This window comes from Streptomyces sp. 3-6, from assembly GCF_056323165.1.
In genome coordinates, this window is record NZ_JBWHZP010000005.1 from 35032 (window position 1) to 53624 (window position 18593).

The window sequence follows — 18593 nt, forward strand, 5'->3', positions numbered from 1 at the left end:
GGCCGGCGGGACCCGCGCCCCGGCGCCTCACCCGGAGGAGCGCGGCTTGACCTGGGTGAGCGCGGCGCCCGCCAGCACGATCACCGCGCCGACCGGGATCGACCAGGTCAGCCGCTCGCCCAGGATCGTGACGCCGGCCGCCGCCGCGATCACCGGGACGAAGTACGTCACCATCTGGCCGGTCGTCGGGCCGACCTCGGCGACCAGGCCGTACTGGAGGAGCATCGCCAGGCCCGTGCCGAGCGTGCCCAGCGCGGCGATCGCCAGCAGCGGGACGACCGCGAGCCCGGTCGGCGCGGACGTGAACAGCACGGTGACGACGGCGAGTTGCAGGGTCGCCAGGAGCAGTTGCCCGCCCGTCAGGGACAGGTGGGAATGGGGGCTGCCGGCGAGGGTGCGGCGGACGTAGATCCAGCCGACCGGGTAACTCAGCGACGCCAGCAGCGCCAGGGCCGTGCCCCTCGCGTCCAGGCCCTCGAAGCCCTGCCAGGCCCCCAGCACGGTCAGCACCCCCACGAATCCCACGCCGAGACCCGCCAGCCGCACCCGGGTCGGCCGGTCCTCGGACAGGGCCACCAGCGACAGGGCCATGCCCCACAGCGGTGAGGTGGCGTTGCAGATGCCCGCCAGGGTGGACGGGATGGTCAGCTCCGCGAACGCGAACAGCGAGAACGGCAGGGCGTTGAGCAGGAACCCGGCCACCGCGAGGTGTCCCCAGGTGCGCAGTCCGCGCGGCAGCCGCTCACGGCGCACGGCCATCGCCGTGGCCAGCACGGCCGTCCCGAAGGCCAGCCGGCCGAGCGTGACCTGGAAGGGGGCGTATCCCTCGGTGCCGACCTTGATCAGGAGGAAACTGAACCCCCAGATCAGGGACAGCGCGCCGAAGCGGAGCCGCCAGTCCGGCCGGCGGCGGGTGCGGCCGGGTGTCCGACGGGCGGGACCCTGGGGGGTGGTCGTGGTGGTGGTCGTGCTGCTCATGGATGCCACGATGAAGGACCGTCATCTCGTAGCACAATCGAGAATTCGCACCCGATATCTCGTAGCATCGCTTACATGTTGAACCTGGAGCGCCTACGGACCCTCGACGCCCTCGCCCGGCACGGCTCGGTCAGCGGCGCCGCCGCGGGACTGCACATCACCACCTCCGCCGTGTCGCAGCAGATGGCCAAGCTGGAGCGTGAGGTCGGGCAGCGCCTGCTGGCGAAGAACGGCCGCGGCGTACGGCTCACCGACGCGGGCCGGCTGCTCGCCGAACACGCCGGCCGCATCCTGTCCCAGGTCGAGCTGGCCCAGGCCGACCTGGAGGCGCAGCGCGGGCAGGTCGTCGGCGAGCTGCGGGTGTCGGCGTTCCCCACCGCCGCGCGGGGCCTGTTCCCCCTCGCCCTGGCGGCCCTGCGCGAGCAGCACCCCGCCCTGCGCGTGCGCTCCCGCGAGCTGGAGCCCGAGCGGGGCATCGCCGGGGTGGTGCGCGGCGACCTCGACCTGGCGGTGGTGCTCGACTGGTACAACAAGCCGATGCCGCTGCCGGACGGCCTGGTGAAGGCGCCCCTCCTGGACGACCCGGCCGACGTGGCGGTGCCCGCCGGACACCGGCTCGCCGGCCGGGAGGAGGTGGACCTCGCCGAACTCGCCGACGACGAATGGATCACCTGGGGCGAGGGCGAGTTCTGCCACGAGTGGCTGATGTTCACGCTGCGCTCGCGGGGTGTGGAGCCGATCATCGGCCACCGCGCCGCCGAGAGCCACACCCAGCTCGGCCTCGTCGCGGCGGGCCTCGGCGTGTGCGTCGTCCCGCTGCTGGGCCGCGACCCGCTGCCCGCCGGCGTGGTCACCATCCCCCTCCGGCAGCGGGTCCGCCGCCACGTGTACGTCGTCTGGCGCGCGGACGCCGACCGCCGCCCGTCCATCCGCGCGGCGGTACGGGAACTACGGGCGGCGGGGGAGCGCGTCGGCTGACCGGCCGCCGCCCCGCGCCGAAAGGACGCCGCGCCTCGGACGCGGCCTGCGACGCCGCGCCTCGGACGCGGCCTGCGGTGCGCGTCGGGCGGGTGCCCGGACGGTTCCCGGGGACAGGGGCGGACCCGGAACGCGAGGCATGCCCCGTGTGTCCCGGCCGCGTGTTGGCGGGCCCGAGCGCATGGGGAGTCGGCCGGCGCCAGCCGCTCGATGTCCCGGGGGCGCCGGCTGGGCGCCCGTGTCCCGGTGACCCTGGGGGCTCCCGCTCGACGGTGCCGTGTTCGGACCGTCGGCGGGAGGGGAGCGGCGTGGCCGGGACCGTACCGCTCGGGGGCGTCCTGGCAGGGCCTAACCGGCGGCCCCCAGCTTCCTGAAGTCCCAGGACACGACCTTCTCCGGGGTCAGTCGTACCCAGGCGTGCCGGCCGTCGTGCGGCAGTTCCTCCAGGCCGAAGTACTTCCGGGCGAACAGTGTCTCCGGGACGTCCAGTTCGGCGTGCAGGTCCCCGACGCGGGGGACCTCGCCCACGAACTCGGCCCGGCCCGACAGTTCCGCCCCGCGCAGCTGGTCGTACTCCTCGCCGGTGTCCACCACGATCGCGATCCGCGGGTCACGGCGCAGCTGCGTCCAGCGCTTGCTGCGCACCACCGAGTACAGCCAGAGCGAGACGCCGTCCCAGGCGAACCAGAGCGCGCTCACGTGCGGTGCGCCGTCGGCCGACACCGTGGCCACCCGGCAGGTGCGCTGGGCGGTGAGGAAATCGTCCAGCTCGCCGGGCGTCATCATGATCTTCCGGCCCCGGCGTTGCGTGGCGCTCATACGGCCTCTCTTTCTCTCACGTCGTGCCAGAGGAGATCCTCTGACATCACGTCAGAAAAGGATGGGTCGTTCTCCCGCTCCGCGCAATGTACGCCGACTCACCACCCGGTCGGCGGTGACCGGGGAGGACCGTGCGCGAGAGCACGGTCGCACGCCGCACGGTCGCCTGCCCGGTGCGTCCGGCACCGTCGTGCGCCGACCCGCCGGGGTCCGCCCCCGCCCGCCGGTCGGATTCCGTGCGCCGACCGAGCCGGCGGACTCGGCGCGCCGGCGGCCCGCGACCGCATCGGTGGTCCTGCCACCTGTGCGGTAGCGGGCGCCCGAGCCGCCGTCCCGGTGGAGGGGACGGTGGCCCGGCGGGTGCCGGCGGCTCACCGCCCCGGCGCCCGGAGGAGGCGGCGTCGGCATCCGCCGGGCGGAGGGGGTCGTGCGGTCCGGTCCCGGCGGTTCAGGCCAGCGAGATCGAGTCCCCGTCGACGGTGATGGGCACGGACGGCAGCGGCTTCGGCGCGGGTCCGCCCCGCACGCTGCCGTCGGTGATGGATAAGTTGCTGTTGTGGCAGGGGCAGTTGATCACTCCGTCGGCGACGCTCTGCACCGCGCAGCCCCGGTGGGTGCAGTTCGCCGAGAAGGCCTTGAACTCCCCGGCGGACGGCTGGGTGACCACGACCTTCTGGTCGGCGAAGACCTTGCCGCCGCCCTCGGGGATCTCGGCGGTGGTCGCGAGCGCGGCACCGGCCTCGCCGCCCTCACTCCCGCCGCCGTCGTCGTCCGCCGAGCCGCCGGCGGAGTCGTCCGAGCCGGCGGCGGACGAGGAGTCGCCGGAAGCGCCGGCGGACGGCGAGTCGTCGGAACCTCCGCACGCGGTCAGCGCCACGGCGAGACCCGCGGCGGTGACCGTCGCCATCACGGCCCGGCGCCCGGGTCCGGGGGCGGCGTCGTCCTGCTCGGATGCGGCCGGGATCTCGGGGGTGGGTTCGAGCGATGCCCTGGTCATGCGGTGCGTCCCTTCCGGGGAGGTTGATCCGTGGACAGGTACGGCCGGCGGGCCCACGCCGTTCAGCGGTCCCAGCTTGGCCGCCCGGGGGTCGGGGGGACGTAAGCCACAGCTGTCGTTCGGCTGTCGGCACCGGCCGCCGCTTCCGGACCGCGTTCCCACGGGCCGGTCCGCCGGGCCACGTTTCCACGGGTCGGTTCCACCGGGCCGCGTTCCCACGGGTCGCGTTCCCACGGGCGGCTGGTTCCACCGGGGCGGTCCGTCGTCGTGGGGCGGAGCGTTGCCGTCCGGGCGTGGCGGCCCGCCTGCGGGGCGGGGAGGGAAGGGGCACCGGTCCCCGCCGGAGGCGGGTGGGGCGCCGGTACCCGCATTCGGGGGTGGGGGAGCGGGCGGCCGAGTGGGGGTGGAGGGACCGGATTATGGGGGCGGAGTCCCCATGTGGTCCGCGTCGGGCGGGGGTTGACTCGGGGTCGCCGCCCGCCCGGGCGGCCTGCCACTGCAGCCGTACCCCAAGGGGGAGTCCCATGAGTGTGCTGAAGCTCCAGACCCTGCAGCCGTCCACCTCGGCGGCGAACCGCGGCCCCGTGAGCCTCACCAGCAGCAGCAGCTCCTGCTGCACCACCAAGCCGCAGTGATCGCCGGCGGTCCGGACGGAGTCGCGCCCGCGTCCCCGTCGGGACCGCCGCCACCGGCGATCCGGGGGTGACCACCCCACCCCCGCCCCCCATCCGTACTCCGGGAGGAATCCAGATGAGTGTGCTGAAGCTCCAGACCCTGCAGCCGTCCACCTCGGCCGCGGCCCGCGGCCCGCTCAGCATCACCAGCAGCAGCAGCACCTGCTGCAGCGCCGAGCAGCCGCAGTAGTCCCCGGGCGGTCCGGGCGCGGGCACCGGGTGCCCGCGCCCGGACCGCTCCGCCCGTGCCCCGCCGGCCACCGCTTCGACCCGCGGCCCCCGGACGACGACCACAGAGGCTGACATGCGCGACGAACGCTGGATCAACCGTTTCCTCTTCGCCTGGAACGACACCCTGTTCTTCGACCCGCTGGACGTCTACTACCACCCGCGGGAGGACCACTTCCTCGCCGGGTTCGACGAGCGGACCCGAGCGCGTTTCGTCCGCAGCGGGATCTGGTGGAGCCACCGGCACAACCCCGCACTGCCCGCGCAGGGCTGGAAGATCCACGTGTCGGCGGACCACCGCAGCGTGCACCGGGTGGCGAACGTGGTGATCCGCCACCTGGTCGACCGGGAGGCCGACTTCAAGATCGCCCTCGACCTCAACGTGTACGAGATGCTCAACTCCAAGGGCATGTCCCGGGGCAGCGGCGGCAAGCTGGTCACCGTCTACCCGCGCGACGACGCGGAGTTCCGGTCCTGTCTGGCCGACCTGGCCCGGCTGCTGGACGGCGTCGAGGGCGCGTACGTGCTGTCCGACATGCGCTACCGGGACAGCAGGGCGCTGTACTTCCGCTACGGCCAGTTCCTGCACTCGCGGGCGGTGGACGTGCTCGGGCGGCCGGTGGCGCACATCGAGGGGCCGGAGGGGCCGGTGCCCGACGACCGGCGGCCCGGATACGCCCAGCCCTGGTGGGTGGAGTGGCCGTTCGACGACTGGAAGCCGGCCGAGGAGCCGGAGGACGACGGGCTGCTGGGCGGCCGTTTCCGGGTGACCGGCGCGATCCAGTTCTCCAACAGCGGTGGGGTCTACACCGCCGAGGACACCGCGGACGGGGACCGCAAGGTGGTGCTGAAGGAGGCCCGCCCGCACACCAACCCCAATCCGCGGCAGGGCCACGACGCGGTGGACATCCTGGCCCGGGAGTGGATGTTCCTGAACCGGCTGGCCGACGTGGGGGCCTATCCGCGGCCGATCGCGTACTTCGAGCACTGGGAGCACCACTACATCGCCGAGGAGTTCGTGGAAGGCGCCGACATCCGCACGGTGCTGCTCGCCGACAACCCGCTGGCCCGGCCCGGCTTCGACCTCGAACGGTCCCGCGACTTCCTGCGGCTCTTCCTGGACGTCTTCCGCGCGCTGGCCCGGGCGATCCGGGCGGCCCACGAACACGGGGTGATCCTCGGCGACTTCACCCCGGCGAACCTGCTCATCGACACCACCACCCACGAGGTGACCATCGTCGACCTGGAAGCGTGCCGGCTGATCGAGGCGCCGGGCACCGAGGCGGGCGACGACGCGGCCCTGGCGAAGCCGGTCGAGCTGTTCACCCCGGGGTTCAGCCTCTCCGGGCACCTCTACCGGGCGGTGGGCCCGGAGGGTGACCTGTTCGGCCTGGCCACCACCATGGCGTACTTCGTCTTCCCGATCGCCGCCATGTCCTACCTGCGCACGGACATCCTGGACAGCTACCGGGTCTTCGTCGACGCGCTGGGCTGGCCGGAGCGGATCCACACCCTGATCATGGACCTGGCCGCGAACCGGATCACCCTCACCGACGTGCTGGAGGAGCTGGTCGACGGCTCGGAGCTGGTAGACCTCGTGACGGCCGCTCCGCCACCCCCGGAGCTGCCGGAGCCGGCGCGGCTGGTGGAGGCGGAGGCCGGGGTGGCCGCGTTCGTCACCGCAGTGGCCGACCCCGAGCGCTCCACGCTCTTCCCGGTGGACCCGTTCGCGCACGTCACCAACCCGCTGAGCCTGGGTTTCGGGGCGAGCGGGGTGCTGTGGGCGCTGCACGCCTCCGGTGTGCCGGTACGGCCGCAGTGGCGCGACTGGCTGGCCGAGCGGATCGCCGACCTGGACGTACGCGACTACCCGGACGGGCTGATGGCCGGTCTCGCGGGCATCGCCTGGGCGGCCGACGAGCTCGGACTGGGCTCGCGGGCACGGGAGTTGCTCGGCCACGCCAACCGGCGGGCGCTCGAGGTCGGCGACCACACCTTCTACTACGGCCTCAGCGGCCTGGGCGTGACCAACCTCCGCTTCTTCCACCACGGCCGGGACCCGGTCGACCTGGCCGCCGCCCGGGAGTGCGCGCGGGTGCTGCGCGAGCGCGCGGAGCGCTCGGACGGAATGGCCCACTGGCGCAACGAGTTCACCGGGGAGGAGCCGCTGACCGGGCTGGGCTTCGGCCAGGCCGGGGTGGCGCTCTTCCTGCTGCGGATGCACCAGGTGACCGGCGAGGAGGAGTGGCTGCGGCTCGGTCGGGAGGCCCTGGCCTGGGAGATGAGCCGGCTCAAGGAGCTGGACGACGAGGGCCGGAAGATGTTCGAGCACGAGGGCACCATGGAGCCGTACATCGAGGTGGGGTCGGCGGGCGTGGCGCAGGTGCTGCTGCGCTACGGCGACCTGGAGGCTGCCCGGGAGGTGCTGCGCGGTCTGGAAGTGCGCTTCTCGGTGCTCCCGGCGTACTGCTTCGGGCTCACCGGAGTGGCCGAGGCGCTGCTGGACGCGGCCGAGTTCACCGGCGACCGCGCCTACCGGGACACCGCGCTGCGCCAACTCGACTACGTGCGCTCGGTGTTCCTCTTCGAGCCGGCCGAGCGCTTCGGGGTGCCGCGCGAGGACGACGGGCCGGTGCCGCTGGGCGTCCCCGGCGAGGGACTGCTGCGCTGCTCCACCGACTACCTGACCGGCTCGGCCGGGGTGCTGCGGGTTCTGCACCGGGTCAACCACGGCGGCCGGCCCGCCTTCCTGCTGGACGAGGTGGCGCCGTGAAGGAACTGTGGGTGACCCTGCGCGGGCATCGCCCGCGGTTCGTGGCGATCCTGATCGCCGAGGCGAGCACCGGCGGGATCGAGGCGCTGCTCCACCCGCTGTTGCTCAAGGCGCTGTTCGACCAGGCGATCATGACCGCCGACCTGCGGCGCTTCCTCTTCCTCGGCGGCTGCTACCTGGTGCTCGGCATCAGCCTCAACCTGGCGGCGTTCTGGATCTCCGCGTGGCGCAAGCGCTTCGAGAACGCGTTCATGCTGACGCTGGAGACCGAACTGCTGGACCGTACGCTCGGCCTGGACAGCCGCAAGCTGACCGGACCCGGGAACGCCTCGTACGTCAGCCGGATCCACAACGACGTCACCGAGGGCGTCCTTCCCGCGATGGACGTCTGCATCCGGATCGGCCGGACGCTGGTCTCCTCGGTGGTCTTCGTCGGCGTGCTGCTCTACCTGTCCTGGCAGGCCAGCCTGATCCTGCTGGTGATCGTGCCGCCGCTGGTGGTCGTGAGCAACCGGCTGGCCAAGCGGATCGAGGACAACACGGAGCCCGAACGGGAGGCCGAGGCCGGCTACGTCAGCCGCCTCACCCGCACCCTGGAGTCCTTCCACGCGCTGCGCGGCCTGCCCGCACTGCTCCCGGGCACCCGGGCGGTCAACCGGCGTGCGCTGAGCGGCTTCCTGGACCTCACCTACGTCAACTACCGCCTGTCGCTGAAGCAACGGACCCTCAGCGACCTGGTGATGAACCTGTCGGACACCGCGTCGATGGTGGTCGGGGCGTTCTTCGTGTTCACCGGCCGGATGTCCTTCGGCAGCTTCCTCGCCTTCGTGAACTCGCTGTGGCGGGCGGTCTCCGGCATCTTCGACCTGATCAACATGATTCCGCAGGTCCGGCGGAGCAACGCGGTGCTGCGCCGGATCCGGTCGCTGCGCGACGCCCCCGGGTCCGCCTACGCCGACGAGGGCCCCGCGGTACGGCTGCGCGGGGTACGGGTCCGCTACGACGACACCGCGGAGGTGCCGGACGCCAAGGAGGTGCCGGTCGCCGACTTCGACCTGGGCACCGGTGAGCGCGTCCTGCTCCGCGGCCCCAACGGCTGCGGGAAGACCACCCTGCTGCACGTCGTCGCCGGGACCCTCGCCCCGGACACCGGTACGGTCGTCCTCCCGCCGCGGGTGGCGAGCCTGACCGCGCCGGTGAACCTCCCGCCACTGCCGGTGGGTGAGCTGGTGCCGGACGAGGAGCTGCGCGCCGCGCTCGGCCTGGACGGACTGACCGACCAGCTTCCCTCGAACCTCTCCTCCGGGCAGCGGCAACGGGTCGGGGTGGGCGCGCTGTTGAGCGAGGACGCGGACGCCTACCTCGCCGACGAGCCGTTCGCCAACCTCGACGAACTCGGCCGGGACGTGGTGTTCCGGGAGCTGAGCGGGCGGACCGAGGGGCGGGCGCTGCTGGTGGTGCACCACGGCGACGAGGTGCTGGACAGCCACTTCGACCGCGTGGTCACCCTGCCACCACCGCCGAAGCCGGGCCCGGCGGCCGGCCCGGCGCCGGACGCGGGCGCGGCGGAGCAGCCCACCGCGCGCCGACTGACGTCCGCCCACCCATCGGTCCCCTCCCCGTGAACCGGCCGACGGCACGGCCCTCCGGGCCCGGGGGACGGCCCCCGTGTCCGGGGGACGGCCTCCGTGGCCGGGGACTGCCCCCGTCTCCGGAGGGCGGGGCACCCCGCTCCAGCGCCACCGTCCCTCCGACCTCAAGGGGGGCCTCTCCGAGCCCGTGCCACCTCCGCCCCCGGTGCCAGGAGCCCGGTACGGGCCGCCGGCGACCGACGACCGCCGGCAGGACCGTTCAGGGTCTGCCGTACGGGAAGGGGGAAAGCGGACCCGTACCGGGTACCCGCGAAGCTGCTCGCCGGGCTCCCCGGGGGCTTGCGGCCGGGCGTGGGGCTCAGCCGCTCGCCCTCCCGGCGGTGCCGACCGACGGGAAGGCGGGTGAGGTCGGGGTGAGCCGGGCCCTGCCGATCCCCATACCCCTACCCGTCCCCGTACCGCGACCGGTCTCCGTACCGATGCCCACACCCACGCCCACAGCCATGCCCACACCCAGGTCCGCACCCATGCCGCCCCCCGTGCCCGCACCCGTGCCCTCGAAGAGGGCCGGGGTGGCGCGGACGGCGGTGGCGAAGGAGGTGCGGTCGGGGTGGCCGGTCTTCTGGAGCAGGCTCGCCACGTGCTTCTCCACGGTGCGTGGGGAGATGTGCAGCAGGGCGGCGATGTCCTTGTTGGCGACCCGCTCGGCGAGCAGCTGGGCCACCTCGAACTCCCGGGCGGTGACACCGCACCGGCGCAGCGCCGGTGGTACCCGCTCGGTGCCGGTGCGCCGCTGCCGGACCGTGGCGCCCATGCCGCGCAGCAGCGCGCGGCAGGCGCCGGCGGGGGCTCGCAGCCCGGCACCGTGGAAGTACTCCTCGGCCTCGCGCAGCCACTCCACCGGGGTGCCCCAGCCGTCCCGGTGCGCTGCCGGGGCGACCAGGCGGACCGCCAGGTGGCGGGCGACGGGGTGGGCGGTGGCGGCCTCCAGCGCGGTTGCCGCCGCGGCGGTCGCCGCTCCGGTGCGGCCCTCGCGGCCCAGCAGGACGGCGTGGGCCAGCCCGGCGAACTGGCGGTTCCAGCGGGTGCCGCCGGCGCCGGCGGTGCCGGGCAGGTGCTGCCGGCCCAGCCGCCCCGCCAACACGCCCAGCAGCACCGCCAGTCCGTGGCGGCCGAAGTCGGCGGTCGAGGGGTTCTCCGCGTCGAGGGCGAGCGCCTGGGCGAGTTCCCGCTCCGCGTCGCCCGGCCGTTCCTCCAGCAGCGAGCAGAAGGCGCGCGCCAGCCCGTACGCCACCGGGCGCAGGCCGGGGGCGGCGTCGGCCACCGACTCCAGCCTCTCCAACGCGCTCTCCGCCTCCGCGCGGCGGCCCTGATGGGCCAGGCGTACCGCCTCGGCCAGCCGCAGCTCGGCCAGCGTTCCCACCAGGCCGAGCCGTTCGGCCTCGGCGGTCGCCGCACGGATCTTCTCCCCGGCGGTCTCGAACTCGCCGCGACGGATCCGCTCCAGGGCCATCGCCAGGCAGAGGTGCAGCGCCAACGGGAGTACGCCCCGGCGGACCGCCTCCCGGTGGGCGTCTTCGAGCGGGGACAGGCAGCCGTCGCGGTCCGCGGCGAGCCGGGCCAACTCGGCCTCGGCGGCCAGCCGGAGCACCGGGAGGTGGTGGGCCAGGGCCAGCGTTCGGGCCTCCTCCAGCCGTGCCCGGGCGGCCGACTCGGCGTAATCCTCCGCGAGTCGGGCGAGGAGGAGCAGAGCACGGCAGGCGAGGGCGGGCCGTTCGGCGCGCAGGGCGGCGGCCCGGGCGCGTTCGGCGCGTTCGGCGGCGGTGCGCAGGCGCTCGGGCGCCGGCCGGTGGAGCTGCGCGTGCGCGGCGGCCAGGTCGACCACGGCGGTGTCGGCGTCGGCCGGTTCGTCGCCGAGCAGCCAGTGGGCGGTGTCGAGGTGCCGTTCGGCGGTCGCCAACCGCCCGGTGAGGAGCGAGAGTTCGGCCAGGCGGGCGTGAAGTACGGCGCGGGACGCGGCGGGGAGGTCCTCGGACGGCGCCTCCTCGCCGGTGAGCAGCGCGGCCACCGGCTGAAAGCGGGCCGACCAGGCGGCGGCGTCCAGCAGGCGGGCCAGTACGGTGGTCCGCAGCTCGGGCGGGGTCTCGGGACCGGCCAGCCGGTGCGCCCGGTCCAGCAGGACGACCGCGCCCCCGACTCCCGTCGTACGCCCGTCCGCCGTACCGTCCCCGAGCCCCGTACCCTCACCCGCCGTACCGTGATCCGCCCCCGCGCCGCCCTCCGCCCCGGCGCCGCCGTTCGCTCTCACGCTGCGTTCCGCCGCGGCGCAGTACAACCGGACGGCCTGCGCGGTGTCGCCGGCCTGGGCGTGGAGGTCCGCGGCGAGTACGCCCCAGCCGCCGGGGAGTTCCGGGTGGAGTGCGACCAGGGCGGCGGCGACCCGACGGGCGTGGGCGGCGCGGCCGACCGGTCCGAGATCGGCCAGCAGCGCGTGGCCCACCAGGGGGTGCCGGAAGGCGTACCACCGCGGGTCGTCGGCGTCGGGCACGATCAGGTGGGCGGCGGTCGCCGCCCGGACCACCGCGGTGAAATCGGCGTCCGTGCAGCCGAGCGCGCGATGCAGCACCGGCAACGGGAAGCGCGGGCCGCAGAGCGCCGCCGCGTTCAGTAACTCCGTACCGAGCGGGGTGAGACGGGCGGTGCGACATCGGATGCTGTGGGCGACCGCGCCGGGCACCGCCGGTCTGTGGTGGTGCTGCGGATGAGACCGGAGGAGCCGTTCGCCGCCGCCACCGGGCTGCCGGAGCAGTTCGACGGCGACGAACGGGATGCCGCCGCTGTACTGCCGTACCCGGTGGACCACCTCGGCGTCGACCTCGCTCGCGGGGATCCGGCGTACCGTGGCGACCAGCCGGCGCACCTCGTCGAGGTCGAGCGGGGCCAGGTCCAGGACGACCGCGGTGCCGCGCTGCCGCGCCCGGGCGGCGAGTTCGACCGCCACGCACGGCTCGCTCCGGGCGGTGAGCAGCAGGACGGCGGGCAGCCGTGCGAGGTGGTCCAGCAGGTACTCGACCACCGTCAGGGTGCCGGGGTCGGCGTCGTGCAGGTCGTCGAGGACCAGCAGCAGCGCCCCGCGCCGCCGACCGACGACGGCGACCAGGCGCAGGACGGCCTCGGCGACCGCCAACGGGGAGCCGACCCCCGGGGTGCCGGTCAGCAGACGAGTCAACACCCTTTGGTAGCAGCCGAGTTCCTCCTGACCTGGCAGGAGTCCGGCACGGGCCAGCGACAGCAGCGCCTCGACCAGCGGGCGGTACGGCACGACCGAGCCGACCGTACTGGCCCGGCCGCTCGTGGTGGCCACGCCTGGTCCGGCCGCGGCGAGCGCCTCGGCGGCGAGCCGGGTCCGTCCCGCGCCGGGCTCGCCGGTGACGAAGATCGCCCCGCCCCGGCCGGCTCGCGCGGCGGCCAGGGCGGCGGCGATCCGCCCCCGTTCGGCTGCCCGGCCGACGAACTCCGTCTGCTCCTCGGGTGGTTCACCGACTCCGGGGACGGCCCGGGGCCCGGAGGGGAGCGGACCGAGGACGACGGGGACAACGGCGGGGCGGACGTGGAGCTGCGTCATCTGTCTCTCCTGAGGTGGGGAAGAGAGGACTCGGCCCGATCGGCCGTGCGGGCCCGGGACGCAGGGGCGCGGCGCCGGGCACCGGGCGGAGCGAAGCGGAGGAAGCAGGCGTTGGGGACGGAACGGAGCAGCGGGACGTACGGGAGGCAGGGGTGCCGCGGGCGGGCGCCACCCCGTGCCGTCGGCGCGAGGTCGGTGCACCGGTTCGCCCTCCCGTCGCCCCGCGCCGAACAGCCGGGACCAAGGATAGGAACGGTGCACAGCCCCTCTACAGCCGTCCATTTGGGGGGCTTGTGGGCCCCCGTTGTGTCCCTTGCCCTCCTGCAGGAGGGCCGCCGCCCTCCGCGTCACCGCCCGGCCCGGCGCAGTGCCCGGCCGCTCCGGGGCGGCAGGTCCGCACGACGCGGCGGCGCGAGAACACGTGGCCCTGACCCGGAACGGAACCGGAACTCCGGAACCGGCCCCGGCCCCGGAAACCGACGTCGATACCGGCACCGGCACCTGCGCCCGCACCGCCGCCCGCTCACTGCGCGTCCAGGCTGTCCTCCCGCATCACCCGGGCCAGGTCGATCTTCGTGTACGCGGGCCGGCCCACCTGGCGGTACTTGGCCTTGACCCGGTCCAGGTAGTCCTTGGCCGTGTGCACCGTGATGCCGGCGCGCCGGGCGGCCGACTTCAGCGTCATCCCGGACGCGTAGTCGAGCAGGATCTGCCGCTCCCGGGGCGAGAGCCGGGGGCGGGTGGGGCTCTCGTCGTGCGCGCAGGCGAAGGCGAGTTCCGGGGAGTGGGCGCTGCGGCCGGCGGCGACGTCCTCGATCGCGGCGACCAGGGTCGGCAGGTCGTTGTCCTTGGTCAGATAGCCGGCCGCGCCGGCCCGTACCGACTCCATGATCCGGGCCCGGTCCGGAACGGTGCTGATCACCAGCACCCGGCTCCCGGAGTTCAGCAGCAGCCGGATGTTGTCGGCCGGGTCGGAGCCGTCGCCCAGCCGGAGGTCGAGCAGCACCACGTCGGGGGGCACGTACGACGGTTCCGGGTCGGGCAGGCGGAGCAGCTCCGCGGGGGTGGTGGCGGTGGCCACCAGTCGCAGGCCCGGCACCCCTTCCAGCCAGGCCCGCATGCCGTCGGCGAGCATCCGGTCGTCGTCCACCAGTGCGACGGTGATCACCCGGGCCATCTCAGCTCCACTCGTACGCCCTCACCGGGTTCGGTGTCCAGTTCGGCCCGGCCGCCCACAGCGGTCATCCGCCCGCAGACCGAGCGGCGCAGCCCGAGACCGGGTTCGTGCCGCTGCGGATCGAACCCGCGTCCCCGGTCGACGACGGTGACCACGACGGTCCCGGGCCGTTCCGGGTCGCCGGTGGCGGTGAGGTAGGCGTGGTCGGTGCCCGCGTGCCGGCGCACGTTGTTCAACGCCTCCCGGACCGCGTCCGCGAGGGCGCCGGAGACCTCCGGCGGCACTTCGGGCAGGGCGTGGTAGCGGGCGGTGACCCGCAGCCGCAGGCTCTCCGCGGCGCCTATCACCTCCTCCAGTGCCTCGCTGATCCCCCGGTGGTGGACCTCGTCGGTGGTCCGCTCGATCAGCCGGCGCAGATACGCCGCCTCGCGGGCGCAACGCTCCCGCACCGCGGGGGCGTTGGCGTCCACCCCGCCGGCGGCGAGGGTGGTCAGGGTGGCGAGGACGGTGTCGTGCAGCAGCCGGTGGTGTTCCAGCCGCTCGGCGTACCGGGCCTTGGCCGCCTCGGCGGCCAGCGCGCGGGCGTTGGCGTCGTCCAGCAGCCGGCCCTGGCGCCGCAGGTACCACCAGAAGACCCAGGCCATCGCGGCGGACGAGAGCAGCGAGTTGGTGTGACCGAGGACGACCGCGGTGCTGGCGTCCACCAGCCGGTAGCCCAGGAGATGGGCGGCGGCGAGGAGGACGACCACGCCGACCACCTGGAGCCGGTCCAGGACGAGGGCGGCGGTGGCGCACGCCGAGCCGCCGAGCAGCATCGTCCAGCCGAGCGCGGCGGAGCTGTCGGCGCCGCCCCAGGCGTACAGGGCCAGCGGCAGCCCGACCCCGTTGACCAGGACGTCCGCCCAGATGTGCCGCCGCTGCAACCACCCGCTCCGCAGCGCCGTACCGTGGACGAGCGCGCTCAGCCCCAGCGCGAGCGCGAGCAGCACGTACGGCACCGGCTGGTCGCGTTGGTGCTGGAGGACCGCGACCAGACCCACCGTCAGATGGCTGACCCGGTAGAGCAGGGTGGCCAGCACCATGAAGGACCTGGCGCGCTGCAACCCCGAGCCCACCGCGGTCCGTTCACGCGACAGTCCGGGTCGCCGTAACCACAAGGGCACCGCCGACAAAGCCACGCCACGCCTCCCTGCCCGGGGCGCCGCGCGGTCCGGTGCGGGACGGGATGGGACCCGCGGCGCCGGTACGTGTCCACGACGCCACGTATTCTGCCCCAACATGTCCATGCCGAGCGCAGTTCGGTCGCAGATCGCCCAGACTCGGAAGATCAACGTCCGTAACGCCCCCGCGTTCAGCCCCGTGCCGGGACGCACGGCCGTGTGCGTCGTCCCGCCCGACCCGCTCGGCGGCCCGGTGGGAAACAGCTCGCGGCCGCGAACACCCGAGCGCGTACACCTGGCACGCGCATACCCGGAGCACGTACACCAGAAAGCCCGCGCCGACGGTGGCCGGGCGTCGCCCCGCCGCGTCCCGAGGAGGCGTAGGGGTGGCGGTGGCGGGCGGTGCCGAAGGGCGGCTTCCACGTGCCGCGGCAGCGTTACGCCTCGATCCTGCGGGCGGCGGGGGAGTCCGCGGTGATCTCCGCGCGACGGCTCGGGCGTTCCGCGGCGGCTGTCACGCTCGGTTACTATGCTCACGTCACGCCGGAGGCCCGGAGCAGCAGCGCACCGGCCTCGACAGAGCGCCGTCCTCGACGGGACGCTCGGGAAGAGGGGAGATCAGCGTGCCGGCCGGAACTCCCCGCATTCTTCCGCCGGTTGACCGTGCCCGACTCCCGGGCCCCGGGTGTCCGGAGTCGGACACGGACGGCAGGGCCGGCGGATCGGATGGCCTGGGAACGTGCTGACCGGAGTCACCGCCACCCGCTACATCACGCCCCTGCGCGAGGGAGGCTCCCTGCCCGGGCTGATCGAGGCCGACGACCTGGGCGCCTACGTGCTGAAGTTCACCGGCGCCGGCCAGGGCCGCAAGACGCTGGTCGCCGAGGTCGTGTGCGGGGAACTCGCCCGCCGGCTGGGGTTCCGGGTGCCGCGCCTGGTGACCGTCGACGTCGATCCGGTGCTCGGCCTGGGGGAGCCCGACCAGGAGGTGCAGGCGCTGCTCCGCAGCAGCGGCGGCACCAATCTCGGCATGGAGTTCCTCTTCGGTGCCCTCGGGTTCGACCCGGTGGCCTTCGACGTGGACCCGGAGGAGGCCGGGCGGATCGTCTGGTTCGACGCGTTGGTGAACAACGTCGACCGCTCCTGGCGCAACCCCAACCTGCTGCTCCGGCGCGGGGAACTGTGGCTCATCGATCACGGCGCGACCATGATCTGGCACCACAACTGGCCCGGCGCCGACGCCTCCGCCGCCCGCCCCTACGACGCCTCCGACCACGTGCTGCGCACGTTCGCGCCGGACGTCCGGGCCGCCGCCGCGCGTCTCGCGCCGCTGGTCACCGAGGACCTGCTCGCCGAGGTCACCGCCGCCGTGCCGGACGCCTGGCTGCACGACGAGCCCGGCTTCGACACCCCGGACGACCTGCGGCGGGCCTACGCGCGCCCGCTGCTCGCCCGCGCGGCCACCGTCCACCGGCACATCGACGGCATCGAGGAGGACCGGTGAGCGGCCGGCACGTCTACGAGTACGCGCTGCTGCGGGTGGTGCCGCGCGTCGAACGCGGTGAGTGCGTCAACGCCGGGGTCCTGCTGTACTGCCGGCCGCTGTCCTTCGTCGCGGCGCGCACCCATCTGGACGAGGCCCGCCTGCTGGCCCTCGACCCGGACGTCGACCTCCCGGGCGTGCGGGCGGCGCTGCGGGCCGTCGAGCGGGTCTGCGCGGGCGGGGACGGGGCGGGCCAGGCGGCGCAGGACGACGCGGGCCGCCGTTTCCGCTGGCTGATCGCGCCCCGCTCCACCATCGTGCAGCCCGGCCCGGTGCACACCGGTTTTACCGCCGACCCGGCCACCGAGACGGAACGGCTGCTGAACCTGCTGGTGCGGTAGCGGCGGGGCCAGGACCGGTGGCCTGGTGCGGTAGCCGCGGGATCAGGACCGGTGGCCTGGTGCGGTAGCCGCGGGGTCAGGACCGACGGCGCCTGAGGAGGTAGCCGCCGACAGCGAGGGCGCCGGCCACGAAGGCCGCCCCGATGCCCAGCTCCAGGCCGCTCGGGCCGCTGTCGGAGGAGCCGCCCAGCCCGCCCCGCACCCCGCGCGAGGCGACCGCGGCGGGGGACGTCGAGGTGCCGGCCACGCCGGGCGGCGGCTCGGGCGCGGGCGTCGTCGTGGGGACGGCGGTGGGCCCGGTGGGCGGGGCGGTGGTGGGTCCGGCGGGCGAGGCGGACGGGGCGGCCGTCGTCGGACGGGGCGAACTGGTCGAGGAGGCGGTGCCGCCGGCGCGCCGGGGGAGTGCCTCGCAGGCGATGCCGTCGTCGGGGCCCTGGTCCTCGTCGAGACGGTGCGGGTCCCGGCGGTCGGAGTCGAACAGCGCCTGCGCGTCCTCCTGGTAGGTGAAGTCGCGGCAGTCCAGGTCCTGGGCGTGCGCGGGGGCGGCCGGCAGGACCGCGGTGAGCGCGATCAGTGTGCCTATGGCACCGGTACGACGGCGCATGGAGCGCCTCCTTTCCGGCCACGGATGGCTCGGCCTCCGACGCTAGGTCCGCCGGTCTCCGCGGGCGCGCGGCCGTGGGCCGATCGGGTGCCGTGCCGGGCGTGCGGCCGGGGGCGCGGGCCCGGCCGGTGCCGCCGCCGGGGCGGCGGATGGGGCGGCGGATGGGGCGTCCGGGAGACGGGTAATGGATCACACGGGCCGGACGCGCCGTTGACACCGCGTGCCAGGGCTTCTAGCGTCACGTCTGCTGAAGGTACTAAGCGGTCGCTCACCGATGGGCCGGACCGCTGGAGCCGCACCCCAAGGGCGAGGAGAAGCAGCAATGTCCACCACTGAGCAGCGGGTCGCGGTCGTCACCGGTGCCGCGCGCGGCATCGGCGCCGCCACCGCCGTACGACTGGCCGCCGAGGGCCGTGCCGTCGCCGTGATCGACCTCGACGAGGCCGCCTGCAAGGACACCGTCGAGAAGATCACCGCCGCGGGTGGCAGGGCGATCGCCGTCGGCTGCGACGTCTCCGACGAGGCGCAGGTCGAGGCCGCCGTCGCGCGGATCGCCGAGGAGCTCGGCGCTCCCACCATCCTGGTCAACAACGCGGGCGTGCTGCGCGACAACCTGCTGTTCAAGATGAGTGTCTCCGACTGGGACACGGTCATGAACGTGCACCTGCGCGGCGCCTTCCTGATGTCGAAGGCCTGCCAGAAGCACATGGTCGACGCGGGCTTCGGCCGCATCGTCAACCTGTCGTCCTCCTCCGCGCTCGGCAACCGGGGCCAGGTCAACTACTCCGCCGCCAAGGCCGGCCTCCAGGGCTTCACCAAGACCCTCGCCAAGGAGCTCGGCAAGTTCGGCGTCACCGCCAACGCCGTCGCCCCCGGCTTCATCGCCACCGAGATGACCAAGGCCACCGCCGACCGCGTCGGCATGGGCTTCGAGGACTTCAAGGCCGCCGCGGCCACCCAGATCCCCGTCGCCCGGGTCGGCGAGCCCGACGACATCGCCAACGCCATCGCCTTCTTCACCGGGGAAGCGGCCGGCTTCGTCTCCGGCCAGGTGCTGTACGTGGCCGGCGGGCCGCTCGACTAGGACGACCGGGACGACTGGAG

15 protein-coding genes are annotated in these 18593 nt (G+C 74.4%); 8 read left to right on the plus strand and 7 right to left on the minus strand.

The window, feature by feature from the left end:
• Positions 1–27: 27 nt before the first annotated feature.
• Positions 28–978, minus strand: coding sequence for a DMT family transporter (locus AC02VZ_RS09045; RefSeq protein ID WP_476475047.1), 951 nt, complete (start codon positions 976–978; stop codon positions 28–30).
• Between the two features lie 75 nt (positions 979–1053).
• Between AC02VZ_RS09045 and AC02VZ_RS09050 the strand changes: the two genes are divergently transcribed.
• Positions 1054–1956 (plus strand): LysR family transcriptional regulator, encoded by a 903-nt coding sequence (locus AC02VZ_RS09050; RefSeq protein WP_432053547.1) that lies wholly within the window; start codon positions 1054–1056, stop codon positions 1954–1956.
• A gap of 348 nt (positions 1957–2304) precedes the next feature.
• Here the strand turns inward: AC02VZ_RS09050 and AC02VZ_RS09055 are convergent, their stop codons facing one another.
• Both AC02VZ_RS09055 and AC02VZ_RS09060 read right to left on the minus strand, forming a co-directional pair.
• Positions 2305–2775: a pyridoxamine 5'-phosphate oxidase family protein gene (locus tag AC02VZ_RS09055; protein WP_432053553.1), complete on the minus strand. Its 471-nt coding sequence runs from the start codon at positions 2773–2775 to the stop codon at positions 2305–2307.
• 448 nt (positions 2776–3223) lie between these two features.
• Complete coding sequence (locus AC02VZ_RS09060) at positions 3224–3772, minus strand: Rieske (2Fe-2S) protein (RefSeq protein ID WP_476475048.1); 549 nt, start codon at positions 3770–3772, stop codon at positions 3224–3226.
• A gap of 524 nt (positions 3773–4296) precedes the next feature.
• Here AC02VZ_RS09060 and AC02VZ_RS09065 point away from each other — a divergent pair.
• From AC02VZ_RS09065 to AC02VZ_RS09080, 4 genes are all read left to right on the plus strand, one after another.
• Complete coding sequence (locus AC02VZ_RS09065; RefSeq protein WP_399852944.1) at positions 4297–4407, plus strand: class III lanthipeptide; 111 nt, start codon at positions 4297–4299, stop codon at positions 4405–4407.
• A 115-nt stretch (positions 4408–4522) separates the two neighbouring features.
• The gene (locus tag AC02VZ_RS09070) at positions 4523–4636 is read left to right on the plus strand and encodes a class III lanthipeptide (protein WP_432053555.1); all 114 of its coding nucleotides are present in this window, start codon (positions 4523–4525) and stop codon (positions 4634–4636) included.
• A gap of 114 nt (positions 4637–4750) precedes the next feature.
• Positions 4751–7447, plus strand: coding sequence for a class III lanthionine synthetase LanKC (gene lanKC / locus AC02VZ_RS09075; RefSeq protein WP_432053556.1), 2697 nt, complete (start codon positions 4751–4753; stop codon positions 7445–7447).
• The gene (locus AC02VZ_RS09080) at positions 7444–9072 is read left to right on the plus strand and encodes an ATP-binding cassette domain-containing protein (protein WP_476475049.1); all 1629 of its coding nucleotides are present in this window, start codon (positions 7444–7446) and stop codon (positions 9070–9072) included. Before lanKC ends, AC02VZ_RS09080 begins: the two co-directional genes overlap by 4 nt.
• Before the next feature lie 325 nt (positions 9073–9397).
• Here the strand turns inward: AC02VZ_RS09080 and AC02VZ_RS09085 are convergent, their stop codons facing one another.
• The 3 genes from AC02VZ_RS09085 to AC02VZ_RS09095 form a co-directional block, all read right to left on the minus strand.
• Positions 9398–12664, minus strand: coding sequence for a helix-turn-helix transcriptional regulator (locus AC02VZ_RS09085; protein ID WP_476475050.1), 3267 nt, complete (start codon positions 12662–12664; stop codon positions 9398–9400).
• 523 nt (positions 12665–13187) lie between these two features.
• On the minus strand, positions 13188–13841 hold the full coding sequence (locus AC02VZ_RS09090) for a response regulator (RefSeq protein ID WP_476475051.1): 654 nt from the start codon (positions 13839–13841) through the stop codon (positions 13188–13190).
• Positions 13829–14944 carry a sensor histidine kinase gene (locus AC02VZ_RS09095; RefSeq protein ID WP_476475052.1) on the minus strand — a complete coding sequence of 372 codons (1116 nt, stop codon included), beginning with the start codon at positions 14942–14944 and terminating at the stop codon, positions 13829–13831. Before AC02VZ_RS09095 ends, AC02VZ_RS09090 begins: the two co-directional genes overlap by 13 nt.
• Positions 14945–15740: 796 nt before the next feature.
• Between AC02VZ_RS09095 and AC02VZ_RS09100 the strand changes: the two genes are divergently transcribed.
• Both AC02VZ_RS09100 and AC02VZ_RS09105 read left to right on the plus strand, forming a co-directional pair.
• Complete coding sequence (locus AC02VZ_RS09100) at positions 15741–16505, plus strand: HipA family kinase (protein ID WP_476475053.1); 765 nt, start codon at positions 15741–15743, stop codon at positions 16503–16505.
• Positions 16502–16885 (plus strand): DUF3037 domain-containing protein, encoded by a 384-nt coding sequence (locus AC02VZ_RS09105; RefSeq protein ID WP_432053562.1) that lies wholly within the window; start codon positions 16502–16504, stop codon positions 16883–16885. The genes AC02VZ_RS09100 and AC02VZ_RS09105 overlap by 4 nt, the downstream gene beginning before the upstream one ends.
• Positions 16886–16961: 76 nt before the next feature.
• On the opposite strand, the gene AC02VZ_RS09110 is transcribed toward AC02VZ_RS09105, so the two are convergent.
• Complete coding sequence (locus AC02VZ_RS09110) at positions 16962–17489, minus strand: excalibur calcium-binding protein (protein WP_476475054.1); 528 nt, start codon at positions 17487–17489, stop codon at positions 16962–16964.
• Positions 17490–17811: 322 nt separating this feature from the next.
• Here AC02VZ_RS09110 and fabG point away from each other — a divergent pair, with 322 nt between their 5' ends.
• Positions 17812–18573, plus strand: coding sequence for a 3-oxoacyl-ACP reductase FabG (fabG, locus tag AC02VZ_RS09115; RefSeq protein WP_432053564.1), 762 nt, complete (start codon positions 17812–17814; stop codon positions 18571–18573).
• The last annotated feature ends 20 nt before the right edge of the window (positions 18574–18593 follow it).